General features: G+C 57.1%; 19 protein-coding genes and 2 pseudogenes. 9 read left to right on the top strand and 12 right to left on the bottom strand.

Features of this window, described 5'->3' with window-relative positions:
- Positions 1-83: 83 nt before the first annotated feature.
- Positions 84-854: an SDR family NAD(P)-dependent oxidoreductase gene (locus ACP26L_RS05815; RefSeq protein ID WP_426451594.1), complete on the top strand. Its 771-nt coding sequence runs from the start codon at positions 84-86 to the stop codon at positions 852-854.
- 352 nt (positions 855-1206) lie between these two features.
- Positions 1207-1437, top strand: a complete 231-nt coding sequence (locus tag ACP26L_RS05810; protein ID WP_426451593.1) for a hypothetical protein — start codon at positions 1207-1209, stop codon at positions 1435-1437.
- A gap of 157 nt (positions 1438-1594) precedes the next feature.
- On the opposite strand, the pseudogene ACP26L_RS05805 reads toward ACP26L_RS05810, so the two are convergent.
- Positions 1595-1867, bottom strand: a pseudogene (locus ACP26L_RS05805) (SDR family oxidoreductase); the annotation flags it as partial.
- A gap of 67 nt (positions 1868-1934) precedes the next feature.
- The gene (locus tag ACP26L_RS05800) at positions 1935-2984 is read right to left on the bottom strand and encodes an NAD(P)-dependent alcohol dehydrogenase (RefSeq protein WP_426451592.1); all 1050 of its coding nucleotides are present in this window, start codon (positions 2982-2984) and stop codon (positions 1935-1937) included.
- A gap of 281 nt (positions 2985-3265) precedes the next feature.
- Between ACP26L_RS05800 and ACP26L_RS05795 the strand changes: the two genes are divergently transcribed.
- Both ACP26L_RS05795 and ACP26L_RS05790 read left to right on the top strand, forming a co-directional pair.
- A complete protein-coding gene (locus tag ACP26L_RS05795) occupies positions 3266-3823 on the top strand; it encodes a TetR/AcrR family transcriptional regulator (protein ID WP_426451591.1) in 558 nt (185 codons plus the stop codon).
- 186 nt (positions 3824-4009) lie between these two features.
- Positions 4010-5461, top strand: coding sequence for an IS1182 family transposase (locus ACP26L_RS05790; protein WP_426450322.1), 1452 nt, complete (start codon positions 4010-4012; stop codon positions 5459-5461).
- Between the two features lie 163 nt (positions 5462-5624).
- Here ACP26L_RS05790 and ACP26L_RS05785 read toward each other — a convergent pair whose 3' ends face one another.
- A complete protein-coding gene (locus tag ACP26L_RS05785; RefSeq protein WP_426451590.1) occupies positions 5625-6482 on the bottom strand; it encodes a DUF2167 domain-containing protein in 858 nt (285 codons plus the stop codon).
- A gap of 330 nt (positions 6483-6812) precedes the next feature.
- Positions 6813-7274 (bottom strand): annotated as a pseudogene (locus ACP26L_RS05780) (DinB family protein); the annotation flags it as partial.
- 217 nt (positions 7275-7491) lie between these two features.
- On the opposite strand from ACP26L_RS05780, the gene ACP26L_RS05775 reads away from it, so the two are divergent.
- Complete coding sequence (locus ACP26L_RS05775; RefSeq protein ID WP_426451589.1) at positions 7492-8403, top strand: LysR family transcriptional regulator; 912 nt, start codon at positions 7492-7494, stop codon at positions 8401-8403.
- Positions 8404-8603: 200 nt separating this feature from the next.
- Here ACP26L_RS05775 and ACP26L_RS05770 read toward each other — a convergent pair whose 3' ends face one another.
- From ACP26L_RS05770 to ilvB, 3 genes are all read right to left on the bottom strand, one after another.
- Complete coding sequence (locus ACP26L_RS05770; protein ID WP_426451588.1) at positions 8604-8966, bottom strand: ArsR/SmtB family transcription factor; 363 nt, start codon at positions 8964-8966, stop codon at positions 8604-8606.
- A 217-nt stretch (positions 8967-9183) separates the two neighbouring features.
- A complete protein-coding gene (ilvN, locus tag ACP26L_RS05765) occupies positions 9184-9693 on the bottom strand; it encodes an acetolactate synthase small subunit (RefSeq protein ID WP_426451587.1) in 510 nt (169 codons plus the stop codon).
- Positions 9690-11459 (bottom strand): biosynthetic-type acetolactate synthase large subunit, encoded by a 1770-nt coding sequence (gene ilvB, locus ACP26L_RS05760; protein WP_426451586.1) that lies wholly within the window; start codon positions 11457-11459, stop codon positions 9690-9692. The genes ilvN and ilvB overlap by 4 nt, the downstream gene beginning before the upstream one ends.
- Before the next feature lie 127 nt (positions 11460-11586).
- Between ilvB and ACP26L_RS05755 the strand changes: the two genes are divergently transcribed.
- A complete protein-coding gene (locus ACP26L_RS05755) occupies positions 11587-13683 on the top strand; it encodes a LuxR C-terminal-related transcriptional regulator (RefSeq protein WP_426451585.1) in 2097 nt (698 codons plus the stop codon).
- A gap of 118 nt (positions 13684-13801) precedes the next feature.
- The gene (locus ACP26L_RS05750) at positions 13802-14038 is read left to right on the top strand and encodes a glutaredoxin family protein (RefSeq protein WP_426451584.1); all 237 of its coding nucleotides are present in this window, start codon (positions 13802-13804) and stop codon (positions 14036-14038) included.
- A gap of 129 nt (positions 14039-14167) precedes the next feature.
- On the opposite strand, the gene ACP26L_RS05745 is transcribed toward ACP26L_RS05750, so the two are convergent.
- Positions 14168-14965 (bottom strand): lipid II flippase family protein, encoded by a 798-nt coding sequence (locus ACP26L_RS05745; protein WP_426451583.1) that lies wholly within the window; start codon positions 14963-14965, stop codon positions 14168-14170.
- A 591-nt stretch (positions 14966-15556) separates the two neighbouring features.
- Between ACP26L_RS05745 and ACP26L_RS05740 the strand changes: the two genes are divergently transcribed.
- The gene (locus ACP26L_RS05740; protein WP_426451582.1) at positions 15557-16564 is read left to right on the top strand and encodes an acryloyl-CoA reductase; all 1008 of its coding nucleotides are present in this window, start codon (positions 15557-15559) and stop codon (positions 16562-16564) included.
- Positions 16565-16850: 286 nt separating this feature from the next.
- Here the strand turns inward: ACP26L_RS05740 and ACP26L_RS05735 are convergent, their stop codons facing one another.
- Entirely contained in the window at positions 16851-17828 is a 978-nt protein-coding gene (locus tag ACP26L_RS05735) for an aldo/keto reductase (protein WP_426451581.1), read from the bottom strand.
- Positions 17829-18077: 249 nt separating this feature from the next.
- Between ACP26L_RS05735 and ACP26L_RS05730 the strand changes: the two genes are divergently transcribed.
- Positions 18078-18713, top strand: a complete 636-nt coding sequence (locus ACP26L_RS05730; RefSeq protein WP_426451580.1) for an FMN-dependent NADH-azoreductase — start codon at positions 18078-18080, stop codon at positions 18711-18713.
- Between the two features lie 389 nt (positions 18714-19102).
- Here ACP26L_RS05730 and ACP26L_RS05725 read toward each other — a convergent pair whose 3' ends face one another.
- Genes ACP26L_RS05725 through ACP26L_RS05715 form a run of 3 tightly spaced genes read right to left on the bottom strand, consistent with a single transcriptional unit; the run spans position 19103 to position 22327 of the window.
- Positions 19103-20590 carry a glycoside hydrolase family 32 protein gene (locus ACP26L_RS05725; protein ID WP_426454828.1) on the bottom strand — a complete coding sequence of 496 codons (1488 nt, stop codon included), beginning with the start codon at positions 20588-20590 and terminating at the stop codon, positions 19103-19105.
- Between the two features lie 19 nt (positions 20591-20609).
- A complete protein-coding gene (locus tag ACP26L_RS05720; RefSeq protein WP_426451579.1) occupies positions 20610-21443 on the bottom strand; it encodes a carbohydrate ABC transporter permease in 834 nt (277 codons plus the stop codon).
- The gene (locus tag ACP26L_RS05715; RefSeq protein ID WP_426451578.1) at positions 21443-22327 is read right to left on the bottom strand and encodes a carbohydrate ABC transporter permease; all 885 of its coding nucleotides are present in this window, start codon (positions 22325-22327) and stop codon (positions 21443-21445) included. The genes ACP26L_RS05720 and ACP26L_RS05715 overlap by 1 nt, the downstream gene beginning before the upstream one ends.
- Between the last annotated feature and the right edge of the window lie 76 nt (positions 22328-22403).

The following is a 22403-nucleotide window of genomic DNA, read 5'->3' as shown; positions in this document are numbered from 1 at the left end:
TATATTACTAACTTAAATATAATGTAATAGCCAACGGTACCTAATATGTGAAGGGAATGATTGCAGTGGGGAATGCGAAAGACATGAAGAGATTTGAGGGCCAGACAGCGATTGTCACTGGAGGCGGCACCGGGATGGGCCGCGCTGGAGCGCTAAGACTCAGTAGAGAAGGCGCCAATGTTGTCATAGCGGGTCGACGGTCGAAAGAACTTCAAGAAATTTATGAAGAAATTGTCTCTGAGGGAGGTAAGGCCCTCGCTGTTCAGACTGACATTGCCGATCCTCGCCAGGTCGAAGCGCTTGTAGACAAGACGCTGGATGTGTTTGGAAGTCTGGATATGGCTTGGAACAACGCCGGCATTCTTGGTGCTTTCTCCCCTGTGCACAAACTATCCTTTGAAGATTTCGACACTCTGATGTCAGTCAATCTGCGCGGTGTGTTCGCCTGTCTGAAATACGAAATCGCAGCAATGCTCGACCGTGGAATCCGAGGCTCGATCGTTAACACTTCTTCGTGGACGGCGCATGGGGCAATGCCAGGTACTTCAGCCTATGCGGCCTCCAAGGGAGCACTCGACGCAATGATGAGAACCGTGGCGTTGGAAGTTGGTCCTAACAGCATTCGAGTTAACAATGTCAGTCCTGGAATGATCGCTACCCCGATGTCGCAGGAGGTTCTAAGCGACGAGACGACGGCGCATCCCTTCGTCAAACAAACTCCCTTACAGCGGCTGGGGCAATCCGAAGACGTGGCGGATGCAGTGGTGTGGCTTCTCTCCGACGACGCTCGTTTTGTTACTGGTCAGAGTATACTTGTAGATGGCGGTTACACGATCGGCGGATTACGCCCGTGACTGAACGAAGCGATATAGCGATATATTTAAGTCAAATGGCAACAGCCTGAACTCATCCTAACTCATTTTTTATCCTTAGGATCGAGGACTCCCGGTTCACGAGCTAGCCCTAGCTGCCACATACACACTGCATCACCTATAGTTCCTATATTTCATTCGCTCTGCTATGATTCCACCGCAATTACCCCGTCGCGGCAAACTGATCCCTGATCGATAACCTAACGTTCTACGTGTTTACCCTTTGCAAACCTAATTCGCGCTTGTCTCAACCTGATGCGCATAAAAGCTGCCGGCATGGTCATCCTATTCTGTGGTTGAAACAGCCAGACTTAGGGAAAGGTGGGATACCCGCATGGCGACAGCAGTACAAAACTGGCAGGAGCAGTGCCAGGAGATCCAGAATGCTTGCTCCAATGGCAACTGGAGTCAGGTGATCCAAGAGTGCAACGAGCTGATCCAGTACGCACAGCAGCAATCCGTCGTTACAGCAGATACAGCAGCACAAAACAACGCACAGCAGTCTTACCAAGGCAATGCACGGCAGCAGCAGCTGCTCATTCAAGCGCATGCCGAACAAGACTAATCGCAGTATCAGCCAAACCAATCGCATCCAGAACATGCAATAATCATTCGGGTGGTGTCAAGAAAACATAGGCAGGAGGGCCCCAATCTCCCGTGGGCGCCTCCTTTTTTGTGTCCTATCCTCCTCACCCTCAGATGAATGGTTTTGCTGCTCCTTGTTACCAATCGATTCGTTTGCCATCCCGGAAGAATTCCCCGTTAGGCCCCTCAGGTCCAATCGCCGCCAGCCAAAGGATAGACCCCGCAGCCTGCTTTGGCGTTCTCGGAGCAGAAGGTCCCCCCATATCCGTGCTCACCCATCCCGGATCCACCGCATTTATTTTGATATCACCTTTGATTTCTGCAGCTGCCAATCGCGTCAGTCCATTAAGGGCAAGTTTTGACAACTTATAAGCGCCCGCCCCTGGATAGGACATTTCACTTATCGCCCCATTATGATCCAACTAAAGAGGCACACCGGTATTGGCGTGCCCCATCATATGCTGCAAGGATGAATCGTTATTCCTTGTCCATCGTGCTGATATCGATAACGAACCGATACCGGACATCTGAAGCTAACACGCGCTCCCAGGCCTCATCAATTTGATCGGCGGAAATCACCTCAATCTCAGGAGCAATGTGGTGTTCAGCGCAGAAGTCAAGCATTTCCTGCGTTTCGCGAATACCGCCGATCATCGATCCGGCAAACGACCGGCGCTGACCGATAAGAGTTAATGCATGTACGGACAATGGATCTGCCGGCGCACCGACGTTCACGAGTGTACCGTCCAGTGCGAGCAGCGAAAGGTAGGCGTTCAAATCGACCTTCGCGCTCACCGTATTTACGATGAGGTCGAACGAACCGGCCAGATTCTTAAACGTCTCCGGATCGTTCGTGGCATAATAATGGTCCGCGCCAAGCCGCAAGCCGTCTTCTTTCTTCTTCCATGTTTGCGATAAAACCGTAACCTCTGCCCCCATGGCATGAGCGATTTTCACGGCCATGTGTCCAAGCCCGCCAAGTCCAACAACAGCGATCTTCTTACCTGGAGCGGCCCCCCAATGGCGCAGCGGTGAATACGTTGTAATGCCGGCACACAAGAGTGGAGCGGCAGCGTCAAGCTCCAGATCGTTGGGAATGCTAACCACGAAGTCTTCGGTTACAACGATGTGGGTGGAATAGCCGCCCTGCGTATATTGCCCGTACCTGTCGATGGCTCCATAGGTGCCCGTATTCCCACTTAGACAATACTGCTCCTCTCCCTTATGACAGTTTACGCACTCTCTGCAGGAGTCAACCATGCAGCCTACCCCTACCCGGTCGCCAACGGCATACTTGGTGACTTCCGAACCAACCTGGGTGACAATCCCGGCAATCTCGTGCCCCGGAACGAGAGGATAATTCACCGGTCCCCACTCGCCGCGAGCTGTGTGAATGTCAGAGTGGCAAATACCGGCGTACTTAATCTCAATGAGGACATCATGCGGCTGGAGATCTCTGCGTTCTATTGTGGCCGGCTTGAATGGACCTTCTGGACTGAACGTTGCGCGTGCATTAACAGTAATCATCGTTTAACCTCCTGTAATCTTTCAATTTATTGGTTTTGTACATTCAGGAATGCGTGAGTTCGTAGAACGGGGTTGTCCTTCTCTCCGTCACGGTAACTTCCTCGAGATACTAAGTAAACAACGTGAAGGGAATAAACAAAATACATTGTTTAATCAACTCATGTCTAATATTATATAATGAAGAAGCGTACGTTCAATGGTTAAAGCAACGAGATTTGTTGATATATCAACACAGAAATCAAAATTGTTCATTATCTTTAGAAGGCTAGGTGAATATTTCGATGTCCAAAGTGGACCGGAGAATTCTTAAGACACAAGAAGCAATGAAAAAAGCGGTCATTGAGCTGATGACCGAAAAAAACTTCGATCACATTACCATTCAGGATATTGCCGATCGCGCGAACATTAACCGCGGAACCATTTATCTTCATTATCAAGACAAATATGATTTATTGGATAAACTCATTGAATCTCACTTTGATGAATTAGAGGAGATGGATAAGTGGGCATGTGAGATGGATTGGATCGATGCCCTTATCCCTTATTTTGAATATTTTGAGAAAAATTATTTATTTTTTTCGACCATGTTAGCAAGTAAAGATGCAAAAGGGGCCCCATCTTCCTTCCGAACCCGGCTTCTTGCTTCTTTTATGGAGGGATTCGAAGGTGAGATTGACAGAGAAAGCGGGAAGAATGCTGATTTAAGTGATGATGTGATATTGCAATATGCCGGGACGGCCTATGTAGGGGTCATTGAGTGGTGGATTCGAAATGGAATGCCGTATTCACCGCAGGTTATGGCCAAACAAGTCGGGGTTTTATTAGGGAGAAGCTTATAGTCATCTATAAGAAGAGCCAGGAGGCAGCTGCCGATAACATAGACCGCGAACGGCAAAAAAGACCGGGGCCTCGTCCGAGGCCACTGAAAAAGTCCGTCTAAAAAAAGCACAGCCCTTCAAGAAACTTGAAGATGCTGTGCTTTTTTTGACGTATAATTGAGTCATCACGAAAAGCGGGTGAGACGGATGATTCGACAACAACAAAGTTTGGTTCTGAGTCCTTATGCAGCTCTGTACGATATCGTCGTGCCGAAGGACAACATGCTCCGTCAAATTAATGAGCTGGTGGACTTTACCTTCATCTATGAGGAACTGGAAACAAAATATTGTTTGGACAAGGGACGTAGCGCAATTGACCCCATCCGAATGTTTAAATATTTGTTGCTAAAAACCATCTTTGAACTATCTGACATGGATATTGTCGAGCGTTCCAAGTATGACTTGTCGTTTAAATATTTCTTAGGCATGGCACCGGAGGACCCGGTCATCGACCCGAGTTCTCTGACAAAATTCCGCAAACTGCGGCTCAAAGACATCAACTTGTTGGATATGCTCATTGGTAAGACGGTAGACCTCGCCATCGAACTGAAAATCCTGAAGAGCAACTCCATTATCGTTGACGCCACGCATACAAAAGCACGCTACAATCAGAAGTCTCCGCTAGAAATTCTGCAAGACCGTGCAAGGAAGCTGCGAAAGTCCGTTTACACGATGGATGAATCAATCAAAGCCAAGATGCCCGCAAAGAACATGAACGGTGTACTCGAAGACGAAATTGAGTATTGTCAAAAGCTTATAACCTTCATCGAGATGGAATCCGGGATCGCGCAAGTGCCAAAGGTTTTGAAGCCGTTAAACCTGCTGAAGGAAACGGTGGAGGATGACATCGAGCAGCTTCGTCTTGCGGCGGACCCGGATGCTCGGGTTGGACATAAAAGCGCCGATTCTGCATTCTTTGGATATAAAACGCACCTGGCCATGACGGAAGAACGCATCATAACGGCAGCTGTCATTACAACAGGCGAGAAGAATGACGGCAAACAACTGCAGACGCTCATCGAAAAAAGCAAGACAACGGGAATGCAAGTGAGGACCGTCATTGGCGATACCGCCTACTCCGAGAAAGATAATATTTTGTACACAACGAACAATGATATTGAACTTGTAGCGAAACTCAATCCGTTGATTACGCAAGGCAGCCGCAAGAAAGAAGAGGAGTTTCTGTTCAACAAAGATGCCGGCATGTATGTATGCCCGGCTGGTCACATGGCGATTCGAAAGGCCCGGCAAGGCAAGAAAGACGTCGGCAAAAACCAGCAGGATACCTATTATTTTGACGTAGAGATCTGTAAGAGTTGTCCCTTCAAGGAAGGCTGTTATAAAGAAGGCGCCAAAAGCAAAACGTATTCCGTAACGATTAAGTCTGAAGTACACTCAGAACAAATGGCGTTTCAGGAAACGGAATATTTCAAGGAGAAATCCAAAGAGCGCTACAAGATTGAAGCAAAAAACAGCGAACTCAAACATAGGCACGGGTATGATGTTGCCACATCCTCGGGTCTGCTTGGCATGGAAATGCAAGGTGCAATGGCCATATTCGCTGTAAATCTTAAGCGGATATTGAAACTGGTGGATTGAAAAGCGCGTCAAGCAGGCCCATTTTGAGCCATTAAAAAAGACATCTGTCTCCAGAAAAATGGAAACAGATGTCTTTTTTGCGATTTATGCAAGGCCCCCGAGGAAAAAGCGTGAGTTCTTCAGTGGCCTCGCCTCGTCCCCCGGTCTGCTTCCGTTCCATCCCTTACAGATTCGTATGCTCGGCGGACGACTGCTCGGGCCCCGTCTGCTCTATACGCTTCTTCCGGCCGAAGAAGCCGCGCAGATACTTCCAGGCTCCGCCCAGCACGACCAGAAGAATCACGCCGAACTTCTTGGCGAAGACAAGAATCATAGCGAGCAGGCCCACTTTCTTCGCTACGGCGAGCCCAGCCCCTCCGAGTACGAGTGCTGTCAAGCCATATTCAGCCACCTTATCCTTGGTCGGGTCAAAATCCTCATAGCGCTGTCCCTGCTTCATAGAGATCTTCGGCAGAATGGATTCCGTCAGCACCTTGCGGTCCGCATCCCGGTGCGCGGGATCGGAGACCAGAATTACGGAGATGACGCCTTCACGTGTCAGCAGCCGCACGTTGTAATTGAGCAGCGGCTGCTTCGCCTCGGTCTCCGCCAGCATGGACCAGGTGAGGTTATGCGTCTTCTCTTCATAGAAGGGCTGGATATCCCAGCCGGTGACATGGACCCGGTCCGCGGCCGCCCGGTCTTTATTGCTTTCCTCCGTGCCTTCTTTATAACTCTTCAGGATGTCGTCCGAATCGAGCTTGGCTTTCTCGTCATCTTCGACATGACCGGTCTCTTCATATTCAAAGAACACGCTCCACTGCTGATCGGGGTCCTTGGGAAATATACTTCCGATCTCCAGGCCGGATGGATGCTCCTTGCTGTCTGTCAGCATCCGCTTCGTACTCTCGCCGTCCAGGAAGACGAACGGAGCGTCGAGGTCGATCTGGGATACGGTTCCGAGATCCACCTTCTTCGGGCCTTCTACCCACGGATAGGTGTTCGCATCTTCCGCCCACACCGCTCCCGTCGTACTTAGCATACACAGTAATGCCAATGCTGCAATCGTCTTTTTAACCAATTCCTGTTACCTCCTGCGAACCTTATGTAATTTCTGGGTGCCTAGGGCTTTCCTAGTGTACTACGAAAGTCCTACGAAGGGAACCCATAATTCTCCCCCTATTCTTAAGATTCCTTTAGAATTAAAAATTTTAATAGAAAAAGAACCACACCTCCACAGGGGGCGTGATTCTTTTCCCGTCAGGCAAGCAGCGGACCTCCCAACCTAAGAGCGAGAGAGCTCGGTACCACCCGTTACTGGACGTATCGGGTACTCTGCGGACTTACCCAAGCTAGAGATGGCCGGCTGGGCCTCAATCACTTTCAGGAGGCTCGAGATCATTCCCAGATGAATGGCTTCGTGCATCAAGGCAAAGTTGAACACCTCGCCGGCGGTATGGAACTGAAACGGTCCCATGACAAGCGGCGAACCCAGCTTCTCTTCCAGCATGTCGGGCGTCAGCTCGGACAGGCGGGCAAGCTGCTCCGTTAACAGCCCGAGCAGCTCCTCCTTCGACGGAGGCGCCGATGTCCAGTCCCCCGGCTTGGTACCGGAGTTGAAGAAGGCCTCATACGTACCCGGTACGGCCGATGGGGAACCGAAGCTGAGGGAAGCAAACTTATCCATGAAGTACACCATGTGGCCGGCATGCCATCGGATCGTATTGCTGAAGCCTTCCGGCTGCACATCGAACAGCTCCTCCGCGGCTCCCTGAACCTTCCCGAGCACGATCTGACGCAGTACTTTTCCCGTATGAATAATCGCTTGTGACATGATTCCAACGCCTCCCTGTTTTCTTGTGGATGTGGTTCGTGGTTCGTGGTTCGTTGTTCGCAACTTAAGAATACCTCCCCCTCTAGTGAGCAGCAATCACGTAGTTCCGATGATATGAATCGGTTTCAGTAATGATGGTCAGGGAATGAATGTAAAAATCAGCCGTTCCCCGTTATAATGAAGCTTAGCGTTTAGTCGGATCGAAGGGAGCCAGTACATGGAGCTGAGGCAGCTTGAATATTTCGCCGCCATCTGCAAGGAGATGCATTTTTCCAGAGCGGCCGAGAATCTCTGCACGACACAGTCGAATCTTAGTCAGCAGATCAAGTTTTTGGAGAACGAGCTGGGGCTGCCGCTGTTTGACCGTATCGGCAAGCGGATCGCACTAACGGAAGCAGGCAGCATCTTATTGGAGCAAAGCCGGCTCATCTTCGAGCGTATCGATTATATCCAAGGGGCGATTGCGGACCTGAAGCAAATGGAGGGCGGCCGGCTGGACATCGGGATTCTGCCGGGTGACGGGGACTTATTATTCGACGCTCTGCTGGTCGACTTCCACCGGACTTACCCCAAGCTTTCGCTCAGCGTCACGGAGTCCACGGATGTGTATGAACAGGTGGCTGCAGGTACGCGGGATCTTGGGGTTACCACGGTGCCGGGCAAACCCGATGACCGCATGGCCGTCATTCCCTTGTTCCACGAGGAGTTTGCACTGGCGATCCGCTCGGACCACCCCCTCGCCAAATCGAAGGCCATTCCGTTCGAGCAGCTGCAGCAGTTGAGGATGGTGATGTTCGGTCCGGAGCATCAGATTACGAAGGTGATCCAATCGTGCTGCCAGGCCCAAGGAGTTAAGATCGACAATCCGATCGTAACGTCGACGTTATCGACGCTTCTCTCCCTTGTGGAACAGGGCATTGGAGCTTGTATTCTCCCCCGCCTGCTGCTGGATCATCTGAACCGGGAGCATATCGCCGCCGTCACGCTGCTGAATCCCACTCCGAGCCAGGACATCTGCATCCTGTACCGCACGGACCGGTTCATGGGGCAGGCGGCTAAGCTGTTCATCGAGGTGCTGCAGGCTTACATCCAGAATGTAATGGAGCGTACCCGGCGGTCGCTGGGATAGGGAGAGGGACGGCCGCCGCCGATCAAAGATGGGGGTCCGACCGACGAAGGCACACCTTTGGGCATTAACAGACAGCCAAAAGACCGGGGCCCGGCTTCGGACTCCAAACCGTCCTTACGCCCTCCCCGGCCCTGCCGGTTACACATTCTTTGCAGAAGCACGCCCGCTGAGCTTGACTGCCGCAGACCTCACGCCCCTTTTTATCCATGCTTCACATGCTTCAGCATCTGGACGAAGATCTGCTCGATATGCTCGTCATCAAGCGAGTAGAATACCGTCTTGCCTTCCTTGCGCCGCTTAACGATCCGCAGGTTGCGCAGATACCGCAGCTGGTGCGACACGGCCGACTGGCCCATCTCCAGCACCTGAGTGATATCGTGGACGCAGAGCTCCTGCTGGAGCAGCGCATAGATGATTTTGACCCGGGTGGGATCGCCGAGAGCCTTGAACACATCCGCCAGACCCGCTGCCGTCCCCTCGGACATCATACCCTCCTTGAGCGCATCCAAAGAGGAAGTGCCTTGACACGTGTCGTCGCACGCTTCTCCCGCTAGTTTCTCCATGAATCCATCGCCCGCCTTTTTGCCCGTCCTTTGTCAGAACATTATAGCAGAAAATGCTCCGGGCTGCCGGACACGGGGGAACGGAAGCTGCCTAAAGTCCCGGAACAGCCGTAGAAGTGACTCGAGCAGGGATGAAGCGGGCGGCCCCCGGCAGCACGGCTTCGTTAAGCTTCATGAGCGGCTCGCTGCATGGGGCCGGCAGTCCACCTGCGGACCCTCAGGACGAAACCCGGAGCGTCTCCTCCAGCTCTCCCCTGGACATGGCGGTTTCGCCTGTGCGCGCCACCTCCAGGATCCCGTACGCCCCGGCGAGCCGCAGGAACGCGTCGTTCTTCTCCGTCTCGCCGGTCGACTGGAGTATCAGCGAGTTCTGTCCGGCATCCACCACCGAACAGCGGAACGCCTCGGCCATCGCGAGAATCTCCGGGCGCCGCTCCGGCGCGGCCCGCAGCTTCACCAGCATGAGCTCCCTCCCGATGACACCGGAAGACGGACCGAGCTCCCTCACCTCCAGCACATCGATCAGCTTGAGCAGCTGCCTGCAGATCTGCTCCGTGCTCTTCTCGTCTTCGCGGATAATGATCGTCACCCGGGCCGTGCCCTCTTCCTCCGAGGCTCCCACGGTGATGCTGTCCATGTTATAGCCCCGGCGTCCGAACAGACCTGCGATCCGCTGCAGCACCCCCGGACTGTTCTGGACCGTAAGCGAAAGCGTGCATTTTCTCATGGAGTACCCCCTCCCAATATCATGTCGTCGAGACTTCGCCCTTGGGGAACCATCGGATAGACAAGCTCCTCCTTGGCTACGACAAAGTCCACCAGAGCCGGCCCCGGATGCGCAAGCGCTGCTCTCCATACCTCGTCGGCCTCCTCCCGGCTCGATGCCCGGAATGCCTTGACCCCATAAGCCTCCGCAAGCAGAACAAAATCCGGGGAGCCCGCCAGGTCAATATGCGAATAGCGGCCTTCATAGATGAGCTCCTGCCACTGGCGGATCATGCCGAGCGTCCGGTTGTTGATGACGGCGATCTTGACCGGCAGTCCGTGCAGAGCGCATATCGCGAGCTCCTGCGCGCACATCTGCATCCCCCCGTCCCCGTTGACCGAGATAACCAGCCTGCCGGGACTGCCGATCTGGGCGCCGATGGCGGCGGGAAACCCGAAGCCCATCGTGCCGAGGCCTCCCGAAGTGAGGAACGAGCGGGGCTGCGTGAAGCGAAAATACTGCGCCGTCCACATCTGATGCTGCCCGACGTCGGTGGTGACGATCGCCTCCCCGCCGCTTGTGCGCGACAGCAGCTCGATGACATACTGCGGCTTCAGCTCGGCCGCCGAGTCCGTATACCGCAGCGGCTGCTCTTCCTGCCAACGCCGTACCTGAGCAAGCCAGGCCTCCCTCGCCGGCGGCTGTACGGCCGGCTGCTCCGGCATCCGCTCAATCACCGCTTCGAGCACCGTGCGGACATCCCCGATCAGCGGAATCGATACCGGTACGAGCTTCCCCACCTCTGCGGGGTCCAGATCGATATGCGCTACCGCCGCCTTCGGAGCGAAGCTCTCGAGCTTCATCGTGACGCGGTCGTCGAAGCGGGCGCCGGCGGAGATGAGCAGATCGCACTGCTGCAGCGCCTGATTGGCCGCATAGGTGCCGTGCATGCCCGGCATGCCGAGCCACAGCGGATGCCCGCCCGGGAAGGCGGCCATCCCGAGCAGCGTGGTCGTCACGGGAATGCCGGCACGTTCGGCGAAGGCGAGCAGGGCTTCCTCCGCGCCGGACCGCACGGCGCCCCCTCCCACGAGCAGCAGCGGCCGCTCCGCACAGGCGAGGGCGTCTAGCAGCTCGACGATCCGCTCGGGCTCGGGCTTCGGATAGGGTGCATAACCGGGCACCTCGACCGTCTCCGGGTAGCGGAACGCGGCAAGCTCTGCCGACACATCCTTCGGAATGTCGACGAGCACCGGCCCCTTGCGCCCCGTCCCCGCCAGATAGAAGGCGCGGCGCAGGGTCGGCGCGAGGTCCTCCGCCCTCCGGACGAAGTAGCTGTGCTTCGTGATCGGCTGGGTCATCCCGATGATGTCCGCCTCCTGGAAGGCGTCCGTACCGATCAGCGTGGTGGCGACATTGCCCGTAATGACGATCAGCGGCACCGAATCGGCGTACGCTGTGGCGATGCCCGTCACTAGGTTCGTCGCCCCCGGCCCCGAGGTCGCAAGACAGACCCCCGTCCGGCCGGTGGAACGGGCGTACCCGTCCGCCGCATGGATCGCCCCCTGCTCATGGCGCGTGAGAATATGGCGGAACTGCCGGCTGCCGTGCATGGCGTCATAGATGTACAGCAGCGCACCGCCCGGGTAGCCGAAGACGCATTCCACCCCCTCGAGCAGCAGGGTCCGCAGCAGAATCTCCGATCCCGGCAGAATGTCCTCCCTCAGCAGAGCGGAGCGAACCTGCTCGCTTCGCAGGTCTCCTTGCTCCTTGGTGATTATGTTCATGTTCCTTGTCCTCCCTCCGGCTTGTTTCTCCCTATTAACCCTAGCATGGGAGCCGGCAAGGGAGACACTACCCATTGGGTGACTTTGGTAGTATACTTTGGATTACCATTTGGGAAAGAAGGGACGGATGACGTTGGATCGGCTTCTTTTCGAACACTCGTTTCCCGGCGGAAGCCTGGCCCAGCAGCTGGCAGCCTGGAATGAGGCCTCTTTTGTGGGACGCTCGTTCGAGCTGCAGATGTTTGAGCAGTATGTGACCGGCCTCTCCCTGCATACCGAGCGCATTCTGCATATCCACGGAACCGGCGGGATGGGCAAAAGCTACCTGCTCTCCCGGTACAGGCGAACGGCGGAGGAGAAGGGCATCCCCTTCCTTCTCACCGATCTGCGGGACTATGCCAATACGCCCGCGCGCATCTGCAGCCGGCTGCTTGAGCTGCTCGGGGCGGACAGGGAGACCGCCGGCCTGCCTCTGCAGGAGCACTGCATCCGGGCCGTGAACCGTGCAGCGGCGGAAGCCCCCATCGTGCTTGCCTTCGACCACTATGAAGAGGCGGGGAGCCTCGACAGCTGGTTCCGGGAGACGTTCATCCCCGGGCTGAGCACGAATGTGCTCCTCGTCACGTCCGGCCGATTTCCGCTCGAAGGCCCCTGGCGCCGCCTGCCGGGATGGCGGCGGCTCGTGCTGCCGATTCATCTGAGGGAACTCGGCTATGAGGAATGCAGGGCTTATGCGCAGCTGCACGGACTGACGGAAGAGGCGGACATCGATACGCTCTGGCTGAGGACCCTGGGCCATCCGCTGTCTCTCTCGCTGTTCATTCCAAGCGTCCGGGAGACTTCGGGTCAAGCAGCGGCCGGCGGAATCTCCGCAGGAGACTTCGAATCCCTCCTGACGGACTGGCTCAGGGAGGCGCCCCGAGAGGAGCTGCGGGAACTCGTCCTGGCCGCCTCCGTCCCCCGGTCCTTCCATCAGGAGCTTCTCTCCGGCCTGCTCGGCGCGGCCGTTCCTTCCCCGCTCTTCGAAGCGCTCATCCGCCTCTCCTTCGTCGAAGAGACTGCGGGAGGCTGGCAGCTGCACGGCCTGGTCCGGGAGACCGCTTCCCATGTGCTTCAGACCCGCATGCCCGCCGCCTACGAACAGTACCGCCGGGCGACGGCCGCCGCCTTCTATGCGTCCGCACGGGGAGCACTGGAACGCGGTGAGGATGCATCATGGGAGATCGCGGAGCTCCTGCGGGTGGCAGGCCCTCCCGTGCTGCGCGCCCACTACCGCCATTCGCGCACGACCTTTAACTATTACGAAAGCGTAGGGCCGCACAATCTCGCGGAGGCCGAGGACTACATCCGCCGGCGCCTGGAGCAGGCACGGAGCTGGAGCGTGCGGTGCTCCACTCCCGAACTGGCATCGATCTACCGCTTCACCTTCTCGGCGGAGGAAACGCTGTACCGGCTGTCCGGCCTGCCCCTCGAAGAGCTGGTGAGGCTCGATCCCAACGCCGTGAAGCTGCTGCGCCGCCCCGGCGGGGAGACCGCCGGGCTGTCGGCCCTGCTGCCCATTCACTCCGGCACCCTCCCGTTTCTGCTCGAGGCTCCGCTGTCCAGGGCTTATTTTCGCTCCCTGACCCCCCAGCAGCTGCGGGCCTTCGATGTGCCGCCCGGAAAGAAGGCAGGCTCGTTCCTCTTCACCACCGACGTCGAGAACCTCGAATCGGAGGAGCTGCGCTCGGATTCGATCCGGCTGCAGTTCGAGTGGATTCTCGGGGGGCAGCTGCTCATCACCTCGCCGCCTCCGCTTCCCTACTTCATCCAGGCGGTCGAAGCCCTCGGCTTCCGGCAGGCCGAAGCAGGCGTGCATACGGACTATGATGGGGTAACGCCGGCTTATACGTACGTTCTGGACACCCGCCGGGAGAAGCAGCTGGCCTTCCTCCACCGCATGATGGAGAGCTCGGACCCCGCTTGGCGTCATGCGCCCGGCGGTGAGGGCGGTCCGGCAGGCCTGTCCCACCATTCGCTGCTCACAGCGCGGGAGCTGGAAGTGGCCGAGCGGGTCGTGCAGGGGCGCACGAATCCGGAGATTGCCGCCGAGCTGTACATCAGCGAAGCGACCGTCAAGAAGCATGTGAACGCTATGCTTCAGAAGTTCAGTGTCAAGAACCGCACACAGCTGGCCAAAGCTCTGCTGGCGACGGAGCGGCCGCTCCCGGAAGGATCAGCCTAGCCGGCTGAAGGCTCTCTTATTTATAACAATTATAAGATAGTATTGATTATTATGTTCGTCGTGATATAATCAGGCATATTGAACTACCTTACCTATGGAAAAAGGAGCGATCATTCCCATGTCTACCCCGGTAATTGTCTATTCCAACGTAAACTGCCCGTTCTGCGAACAGGTCAAAGGCTTCCTGAAAGAGCAGGGCGTGGAGTTCGAAGAGCGGAACATCGCCCACAATGACCAGTACTTCGACGAGCTGACCGGTATGGGCTTCCAATCCGTCCCTGTGACGGTGATCGGCGAGCACAAGATCCTCGGCATGAACACAACCCGTCTGAAGAAAGCTCTCAGCGCCGAGTAATCCTGCATGCTGCGGGAGGCTTTCCTCCGCAATTGCATAAAAACCTCCATCCTGGGGTTACCTTAGGCGGGAGGTTTTTTTGTGTTCATGCACAGGGATGGGATGCCGGGCGGCTATCAGGTCCCGTCGCTACAGCAGACTTGAGATCACGGAGCAGAATGTGGTGATCAGGTAAGATGCCGGAAAAAGCAGCACCTGGGCAAGCAGTGTCCCCGCCAGCCGGGAGAGCATCAGCAATCCGAACACCTTGGTAATTTCGGCTGCCGGTGTCCGGCCCGTATTAACCTTGTCCGACAGCAGAGCGACCTTCGGATCGATGAAGACCGTCAATAAAATGATGGCAATGCCGTTGATCAGACCCACCGAGGAAGCGGCCATCGTGCTGTTCTCGGGAACCAGGAACGAAGCGTACTGTGCAGATAAAACCCCCACAGTATAGGCCCCCGTTATGAACATATTGAGCAGCAGCAGCTTCACCGGCACCCCTCCGGCGCCCAAGGAGCGGAGCATGCCCAGATTCGGCATACGGAAGCGGACCTGTCTCAGCTCGGGCAGGAACCCCCTGAAGGCCGAAAAGATCGATCCCGCCGTATCCAAACGCCGGAGGAACATCATGCCGCCGGACACAATCGTAGGCGAAAGAAGGATGGCAAGCAGAGTTCCCAATGTGGCCCCCACCAGGATCGTCTGCAGATTGGCAAGCAGTGCCTCCCCTCCGCCCGCCTTAGCACTATCGACCATATTGCCGGTCAGCGGAGCCTGAAGTAGGTTGGAGGTCCGAGCTACCAGGGCCACGATACTGTTAAGCGAAAGAGCCACCGCCAGCTTCCCGACGCGAATTCCAGCCAGACGCACAGAGAAAGAAACGGTATCGGAAGCATGGATAGCCATGGTTAGCAGCGTAACGATGATCATTTGCAGGCTCATGAGAATAGATCGTAGTCGTCGTCTTTATTGCGTTTCATCATCGAGATGGAAACCAGGGAAACTGCCACGATAAAAACCACTACCGCAGCCACACCAATCAAGATCAGTTTCAACATGTACGACCCCTTTATATGTATTCGTTATCCGCTCCTCGTCGCATATATACAACGTAAATCTCGGTATGAATGCGCCCTGTTTCATCCAAATCTCTGTAATATGAATGATACAAATCGTACTATAGTCCCAGTCCTTCATCAACTAAATTTTTCTTTAGAAAAGTCGAATTTTGATGATTTCCTACATTCCATCCTGAATTTGGGTTTATTTATTGTTTGCATACCCATTTTGACTGGACGAATGGTCCCGGATTTCCCGCATGATATGACCAACGTCAGATACAATACGTATCTAGTCATATGACTTGTCATGCCTGGAAATTTGTTGCATACTCAAACCCGGTTAGAGCCTTTATGGCAGTTCCCCCTCTCCCTTACCCTCTTCTTTCAAGTCACCCCCTCCCCCAAAAAAGTGGTACAATACAAGCAGTCACAGCTAACGGATGAACTCATTCTTGTCGAAGGGGTTGGGGTTATGACGCGTTTGCGCGCATGGATGGTGAACAAGACGGAGGACGGCACGTTCTCCGCCGGACTGCAGGAGCTTGGACGGGAGCAGCTGCCCGAAGGGGAGGTCACGGTGAAGGTCGCCTACTCCGGCATCAACTACAAGGACGCCCTGGCCTCTTCCCCTTCGGGGAAGGTGGTCCGCAGCTATCCGATGGTGCCGGGGATCGACCTGGCGGGGACGGTTGCCGCCTCCTCCCATCCCCGCTTCCGGGAGGGCGACGCCGTGCTGGCCACCGGCTATGAGCTCGGCACCGGCCGCTTCGGGGGCTTCGCCGAAGAAGCCCGGCTGCCCGGGGACTGGCTCGTCCCGCTGCCGTCCGGCCTGACGCTGCGGGAGGCGATGATCCTCGGCACGGCCGGCTTCACCGCGGCCCTGTCCGTGCACCGCCTGGAGGCGGCGGGGCTGCGGCCGGAGACCGGCGGGGTCCTCGTCACCGGCGCGACCGGCGGGGTCGGCGGCCACGCGGTCGCCATGCTCGCGGGCCTCGGCTACGAGGTGACCGCCTCGACCGGCAAGGCCTCCGCGCACGCCTACCTGGCGTCGCTCGGCGCCTCGGCGGTCATCGACCGCGCGGAGCTGGCGGCCGCGGGCGGCCGGCCGCTGCGCAGCGAGCGCTGGGCCGGCGCTGTTGATCCCGTCGGCGGGACACAGCTGCCCACCGTGCTCTCGCAGATCCGCTACGGCGGCTCCGTGGCCGTCAGCGGGATGACCGGAGGCGCGGACTTCACCGCCTCCGTGTTTCCCTTCATCCTGCGGGGCGTCTCCCTGCTCGGGATTGATTCGGTCTACTGCCCGCAGGAGCTGCGTGAAGCCTTATGGCATCGGCTCGCCTCGGACCTGAAGCCTGCCGGACTGGATGCCATGGTCCAGGCCGAAGTCCGGCTCGAAGACCTCCACGCCGCGCTGGCCCGCATTCTTGACGGCAGCGTGCAGGGCCGCTATCTCGTGAAGGTGGCCGGCGGGGAGGTCTAGAACGGCGGCAGCCGCCTACCCGGTGAGGCAGGGCGAGCGTGCACGGCAGCGCGCCAAAGCGCAGCCGGTGCGGCAGGGCAGTAGAGCACGGAGCTTGTCTGTACAGCCCAAAAGGCCGGGTTTCCTTGTGACGGAAACCCGGCCTTTCTTTGCCTCTATGTCTTTCCCTATCCCGGCGGCTTCCCAGCATCTTCCCAGCGCCCATATGGATTATACAAGAACTTTCGTCGGAGGGTGCCGCAGCGGGGGAGCTTGAACCGCCTAAGCCAAACGTCCAGCCACCACCTTACGGCAGCCGTTGTCCGCGGGAGCTGACGTAGAGCGAATACCATTGCTCGCGAGTCAGCTCCACCTTCAGCGCTTCGGCACAGTCCGCGATCCGCTGCGGCTTCACCGTACCGAGCACCGGCTGGATCCCGGCCGGGTGGCGCATCAGCCAGGCCAGCACGATCGCTTCGCGAGACACGCCTTTGGCTTCGGCCATCTCGGCCACCAGGGCTGCGGTTGCCCGCACAGACTCGGATTCCCCCTCGAGGTCCCGTCCCGTAAACAGACCGCGGGCCAACGGCCCCCACGCCTGTACCTGCACTTTCTCGCTGCGGCAGTACTCCAGCGTCCCGTCCGGGAACGACCCCCCGGTGCCGGCCGCCTGGTTCACATGCACGCCTGCATCCACCCAGTCCAGCTTGGCCAGATTAAGCTCCAGCTGATTGACGAGCAGGGGCTCATCCAGCGCGGCCTGCAGGAAGCGCATCTGTCCGCCGCTCATGTTCGAGACGCCGAAGCCCCTTACCTTGCCCGAGGTCTTCAGCCGGGCGAAGGCCTCCGCAACTTCCTCGGGCTCCATCAGCGGATCGGGGCGGTGCAGCAGCAGGATATCCAGATACTCCGTGCCCAGCCGCTGCAGAATGCCGTCCACCGAGGAGAGAATATGCTCCATGGAGAAATCGTACCGCCCTGGACGCCCCGGCCCTTCCTCGAAGCGGATGCCGCATTTGGACTGAAGGATGATCCCTTCCCGCAGCTGCGGGCGCTCCTTCAGCACCCGGCCGAAGACCACCTCCGCCTTCCCGAGCGTATAAATATCTGCGTGGTCGAACATGGTGATGCCCGCCGCGAGAGCGGCTTCCACCGCTTCGTGCGCCTGCTTCACATGCTCCTCCGTGACCGACTCCCGGTCCCAGCCCCCGCCGAGCCCCATACAGCCCAGCACCAGCCGGCTTGCTTCGATTCCGTGATGCTGCAGTGCCAACGTTCTGCCCATAATTCATCCTCCATCTATTTGGGAATCTATGTAAATATCCATCATCCTGCACACGGACTCCCCTAGTATAGACCAAGCTGCAGAACCTGAACATTACTGAAATGCTTGTAACCTGCTTACCTTTTCGTAAGCTGCCGGCAGATGCCTTCCTTCCGGAAGAGGAGCGTGTAATAAGCCGGGGAACAGTAGCGAATACTGTTACGGTGTGCTTCCAAAGCCGCAAAAACCTTACAGTAAAGGAAGGATCCCATGGCAACTCTCCTGTATATTACGGCTCACCCCCACGATCACCAGACATCCTTCTCCATGGCGGCCGGCCAGGCATTCGTGGAAAGCTACCGGGAATCGCACAGCGGAGATCAAATCGTTACGCTCGACCTCTACAATGCCAATATCCCGCACATCGATGCGGATGTGTTCAGCGGCTGGGGCAAGCTGCGTTCCGGGCAGGACTTCGGCGCGCTCTCCGCAGAGGAGAAGACGAAGGTATCCCGTCTTGGCGAGCTCACAGACCAGTTCGTCGCTGCCGACAAGTACGTATTCGTCACGCCGCTGTGGAACTTCTCGTTCCCTCCGGTGATGAAGGCATACATCGACTCGATCTGCACGGCAGGCAAAACGTTCCGCTACACGGCGGAGGGGCCGGTGGGACTGCTTACCGATAAGAAGGCTCTGCACATCCAGGCCCGCGGCGGTATCTATTCCGAAGGCCCGGCGGCGCAGATGGAGATGGGCCACCGGTACCTCGGGGTCATCATGCAGTTCTTCGGCATCCCTTCGTTCGAAGGCCTGTTCGTCGAAGGACATAACCAGTTCCCTGACCGTGCGCAGCAGATCAAGGAAGACGCAATCGCCCGCGCCCGCGAGCTCGCACGCACCTTCTAGAGGTCTCTTTCCGGCAAGATAAATGCCTGTCGTCCTTTTAGGACGGACCGTTCCGAGCCGCTATTGCCTCAGTCGGGCGCGATCCGCGGCCTGCTGTTCGAGCCGGAAGGTGTGCGGGGCAGCCTCCGCCTCCGGTGACCGGCTGTTTTGGCAGGGCGTAGGAGCGCATCTGATTTCCTTTATTTGCGGTGGGAACCATCCAAAAGCGGGATTAACGCACCGTACTTCCGCTATGTTTCATAGACGGCTGCCGCGCCGGCAGGATCGAGCCTTGGCGAGATATCCGTTCTTAATCTTTCAACAAAATCCCCCATACGACGGAGACAGGCTCCGGGTATGGGGGATTTGTATTCTTCCCGCACGCGGGAGGCTGCACTCCGGCCATCTTCTTACGCCAAGGCCGCCCGGGACGCTGCCGGTACTGTCAGGTCCCACTTCCGCAGGCCGGCCACGAAGCACTCGCCTTCGGAGAACAGCTTGATCCCTCGGGACTTTGCTCCCGGGTAGATCCGCGCGGTCATGACCTTGTGTCCGTCCTGGATGAACACTTCCACGGAAGAACGGTCCACGAAGATGCGCAGCGTCAGCTTACCGTCCTCCAGGCTAACCTCTGTGCGGCGTTCCCCCCCTGGGCCGATGCCCGAACGATCCCTGTCCAGCACCAGCGCCTGCTCTGCGGCCAGGTACGTCAGGACCGTTTCTTCGCCGCCGTGGGTCCGCAGCTTCAGACCGAACGCGGATGCCGCCCCTGCCTGGAACTCCACCTGCAGCTCGTAGCTGTCCCCGTCCGTCTCTAGCTCCCATTCCCCCTGCAGGGCCTTCCCGTGCAGTTCATACGGGTTCGTCCGGTAAGCTTCGATCTCCTGAACCGGACGGAATACCAGCCGTCCTTCCTGCAGCAGCACCTCTCTCGGAAGCGTCATGGCGCCCGCCCAATTGTGGCCGTCCTGGGTTGGCATCGCGCTCTCCCACATATCCATCCATCCGATGAGGATGCGGCGGCCCTGCGCGTCTTCGGTCGTCTGGGGAGCATAGAAGTCAAAGCCATAATCTGCCGGATGATAACCGCCGTAGTGGAAACGGCCCCGCTCCAGATCCAAAGTGCCGATCATATAAGTCGTGGAATGCAGGTTGCGGTAGTCGTCTCCCTGCGCCGGTACCCGCTGCGGTGACATGATCAGCACATCCTGGCCGCCGAGCCGGAAGAAGTCCGGACACTCCCAGTTGTCGCCAAGCGTCCCGTCACTCTTCGCAGGGATGCCCGCGAATTCCCATGCCTGCAGATCCGCGGACCGGTAGAGCAGCACCAGGCCGCTGCCCTGCCCGTCATTGGAGCCCAGCACAGCATAATATACCCCGTCCCGGGAGAACACCTTCGGGTCGCGGAAGTCCTTGCGGGAGACACCCTCCGGAATCTGAGAGAGCCCGATGACCGGATTGGCCTCGGCTTTGACGAAATTCACCCCGTCCTCCGAGACGGCAAGGCACTGGGTCTGAACGTAATCGTTGTCTTTGTCCGGACCCGTCACGACATGCCCCGTGTACATCAGGATCAGCCTGCCGTCCTTCTCCACCGCGCTGCCGGAGAAGCAGCCTCCGCTGTCATACGGCCGGTCCGGCGCGAGGGCGACCGGAAGATACTCCCACGAGATGAGGTCGCGGCTGACCGCATGGCCCCAGTGCATCGGCCCCCAGACCGACGCGTAAGGGTAATGCTGGTAGAACAGATGGTAGACTCCGCCGTAGTGGATGAATCCGTTCGGATCGTTCATCCATCCGAGCTCGGCCATGAGATGATAGTTCAGGCGGTGCTCCTGCCGGACTTCAGACTTGTGTTCGGAAATATAGTGTTCGGCTTGCTGTAGTGTGTATTGGATATGGAGCCCTCCCCTGCATTTATTTGATGGAACCCTGCATAACCCCTTGAATAATGTACCGCTGCGCGAACAAATAAACCACAATGACCGGCAGAATGGTGAGCATCAGCCCCGCCATCAGCGGACCATAGTCCACCGTGTAGGTGCCGAAGAAGTAGAAGGTCGACAAAGGCAGCGTCCGCTCCTCCGGTTCAACGAGCACCAGGGACGGCAGCAGAAAGTCGTTCCAGATCCAGATGACATTCAGGATGGCGATCGTCGTGGTGGTCGGTGTGAGCACCGGAAAGACGATGCGGAAGAACGTCTGCGTCCGGGTGCACCCGTCCATCATCGCCGCTTCCTCCAGTTCGGCGGGAATGCCCTTCACGAAGCCGTGGTAGATGAACACCGCCATCGCGCTTCCGAACCCGACGTACATGTAGATCAGCGACCATTTGCTGTCGAGCATACCGATCGAGCCGTAGATCTTCACGAGCGGAATCATCAGCGCCTGGAACGGAATGATCATCGAGGAGAGCATGAGGAAGAACGTATACTGATTGAAGCGGGTATTGTGGCGGACGAAGTAGTGCGCCGTCATGGAAGAGAACAAGGACAGGAGCAGCACGCTGACGGCCGTGATGATCACCGAGTTCACGAAGGCGTCCATATAGTTCATTTTGGCAAAAGCGCTGATATAGTTGGACAGATTCCAATCGGTCGGCATTGCCAGCGGGCTGGATGTGATCTGCTTGTTCGCCTTGAACGAATTGACGAAGAGCAGGATGAACGGAACGATAAACAGGAAGAGGCCGGCAGTCAGCAGAGCGATCGGGGCCCATGAAACGGAAGCTTTGTTCCCTGCAGCTTTCATTACGCTTCCACCTCCATCTTCTTGCTGAAGTAGACCTGCACCAGCGTCACGGCGGTAACGAGCAGGAACAGGATGAAGGCTTCCGCCTGGCCTACCCCGTAATCGTGAGAGCGGAACGCCTTCTCGTAGACATGCATGGCGACCATCTCCGTGCTCTTGAACGGCCCGCCCTTCGTCAGAGCAAAGTTCACGTCATAGACCAGGAACCCCCGCTGCAGCGACAGGAACACGCAGACGATGAACGACGGGACGATCATCGGCAGCACCATGCGCCGAAGACGGGTCCAGCCGCTGGCGCCGTCGATGGATGCCGCCTCGAGAATATCCTTCGGCACGTTCATCAGCCCCGCGACATAGATCACCATCATGTATCCGGCATACTGCCAGACCGTTACGATGATAAGAGCCCAGAGCGCCTTGTCCGGCGTGGAGAGCCACGAAGCCCGGAACAGTCCGATATCGTAGGTTTTTCCAAGATAGACCAGCACATTGGAGAAAATAAACTGCCAGATAAAGCCAAGAACGATCCCGCCGATGAGATTCGGAACGAAAAAGCCCGCACGGAAGACGCTCTGCCCCTTGAGTCCGCTGGTCAGCAGATAGGCCAGCCCGAACGCCACCACATTGATGCCCACAACGGTAGCTCCAACGAATTTCAGCGTGAGGTAGAACGATTTCCAGAAGTCCGTATCCTGAAACACCGAGACGTAATTCTCGAAGGCAACGAAGGTCAGCTCCTTCGAGATGCCGTCCCAGTTCGTAAATGTGAGATAGATGCCGAAGACAAACGGCAGAATCATAACGGTCGTAAATGCAAACAACGTAGGGCCGGTAAACAGGAGCCGGGTACGGAACCGGTTCAAGCGCCCTTTTTCTGCGATCATAACTTCCCTTCCTTTCCGAATCCATACGGTTCTCCGCGGACAAAAGCAATGGATAAGACGGTGTGCGTCTTATCCA

Origin of the sequence: Paenibacillus sp. S-38 (assembly GCF_049942825.1) — a bacterium.
Classification (GTDB): Bacteria; Bacillota; Bacilli; order Paenibacillales; family NBRC-103111; genus Paenibacillus_G.
This window is presented reverse-complemented; position numbering and strand designations above follow the sequence as displayed.

Bases quoted from the DNA above. Each gene is read 5' to 3' on its own strand.
- ACP26L_RS05720 (WP_426451579.1), bottom strand. From the start codon at position 21,443: ATGAAAGCTGCAGGGAACAAAGCTTCCGTTTCATGGGCCCCGATCGCT.
- ACP26L_RS05740 (WP_426451582.1), top strand. From the start codon at position 15,557: ATGACGCGTTTGCGCGCATGGATGGTGAACAAGACGGAGGACGGCACG.
- ACP26L_RS05790 (WP_426450322.1), top strand. From the start codon at position 4,010: ATGATTCGACAACAACAAAGTTTGGTTCTGAGTCCTTATGCAGCTCTG.
- ilvB (WP_426451586.1), bottom strand. From the start codon at position 11,459: ATGAACATAATCACCAAGGAGCAAGGAGACCTGCGAAGCGAGCAGGTT.
- ACP26L_RS05715 (WP_426451578.1), bottom strand. From the start codon at position 22,327: ATGATCGCAGAAAAAGGGCGCTTGAACCGGTTCCGTACCCGGCTCCTG.
- ACP26L_RS05800 (WP_426451592.1), bottom strand. From the start codon at position 2,984: ATGATTACTGTTAATGCACGCGCAACGTTCAGTCCAGAAGGTCCATTC.
- ACP26L_RS05730 (WP_426451580.1), top strand. From the start codon at position 18,078: ATGGCAACTCTCCTGTATATTACGGCTCACCCCCACGATCACCAGACA.
- ACP26L_RS05770 (WP_426451588.1), bottom strand. From the start codon at position 8,966: ATGGAGAAACTAGCGGGAGAAGCGTGCGACGACACGTGTCAAGGCACT.
- ACP26L_RS05745 (WP_426451583.1), bottom strand. From the start codon at position 14,965: ATGAGCCTGCAAATGATCATCGTTACGCTGCTAACCATGGCTATCCAT.
- ACP26L_RS05755 (WP_426451585.1), top strand. From the start codon at position 11,587: ATGACGTTGGATCGGCTTCTTTTCGAACACTCGTTTCCCGGCGGAAGC.
- ACP26L_RS05735 (WP_426451581.1), bottom strand. From the start codon at position 17,828: ATGGGCAGAACGTTGGCACTGCAGCATCACGGAATCGAAGCAAGCCGG.
- ACP26L_RS05795 (WP_426451591.1), top strand. From the start codon at position 3,266: ATGTCCAAAGTGGACCGGAGAATTCTTAAGACACAAGAAGCAATGAAA.
- ACP26L_RS05775 (WP_426451589.1), top strand. From the start codon at position 7,492: ATGGAGCTGAGGCAGCTTGAATATTTCGCCGCCATCTGCAAGGAGATG.
- ACP26L_RS05785 (WP_426451590.1), bottom strand. From the start codon at position 6,482: ATGCTAAGTACGACGGGAGCGGTGTGGGCGGAAGATGCGAACACCTAT.
- ACP26L_RS05750 (WP_426451584.1), top strand. From the start codon at position 13,802: ATGTCTACCCCGGTAATTGTCTATTCCAACGTAAACTGCCCGTTCTGC.
- ilvN (WP_426451587.1), bottom strand. From the start codon at position 9,693: ATGAGAAAATGCACGCTTTCGCTTACGGTCCAGAACAGTCCGGGGGTG.
- ACP26L_RS05810 (WP_426451593.1), top strand. From the start codon at position 1,207: ATGGCGACAGCAGTACAAAACTGGCAGGAGCAGTGCCAGGAGATCCAG.
- ACP26L_RS05815 (WP_426451594.1), top strand. From the start codon at position 84: ATGAAGAGATTTGAGGGCCAGACAGCGATTGTCACTGGAGGCGGCACC.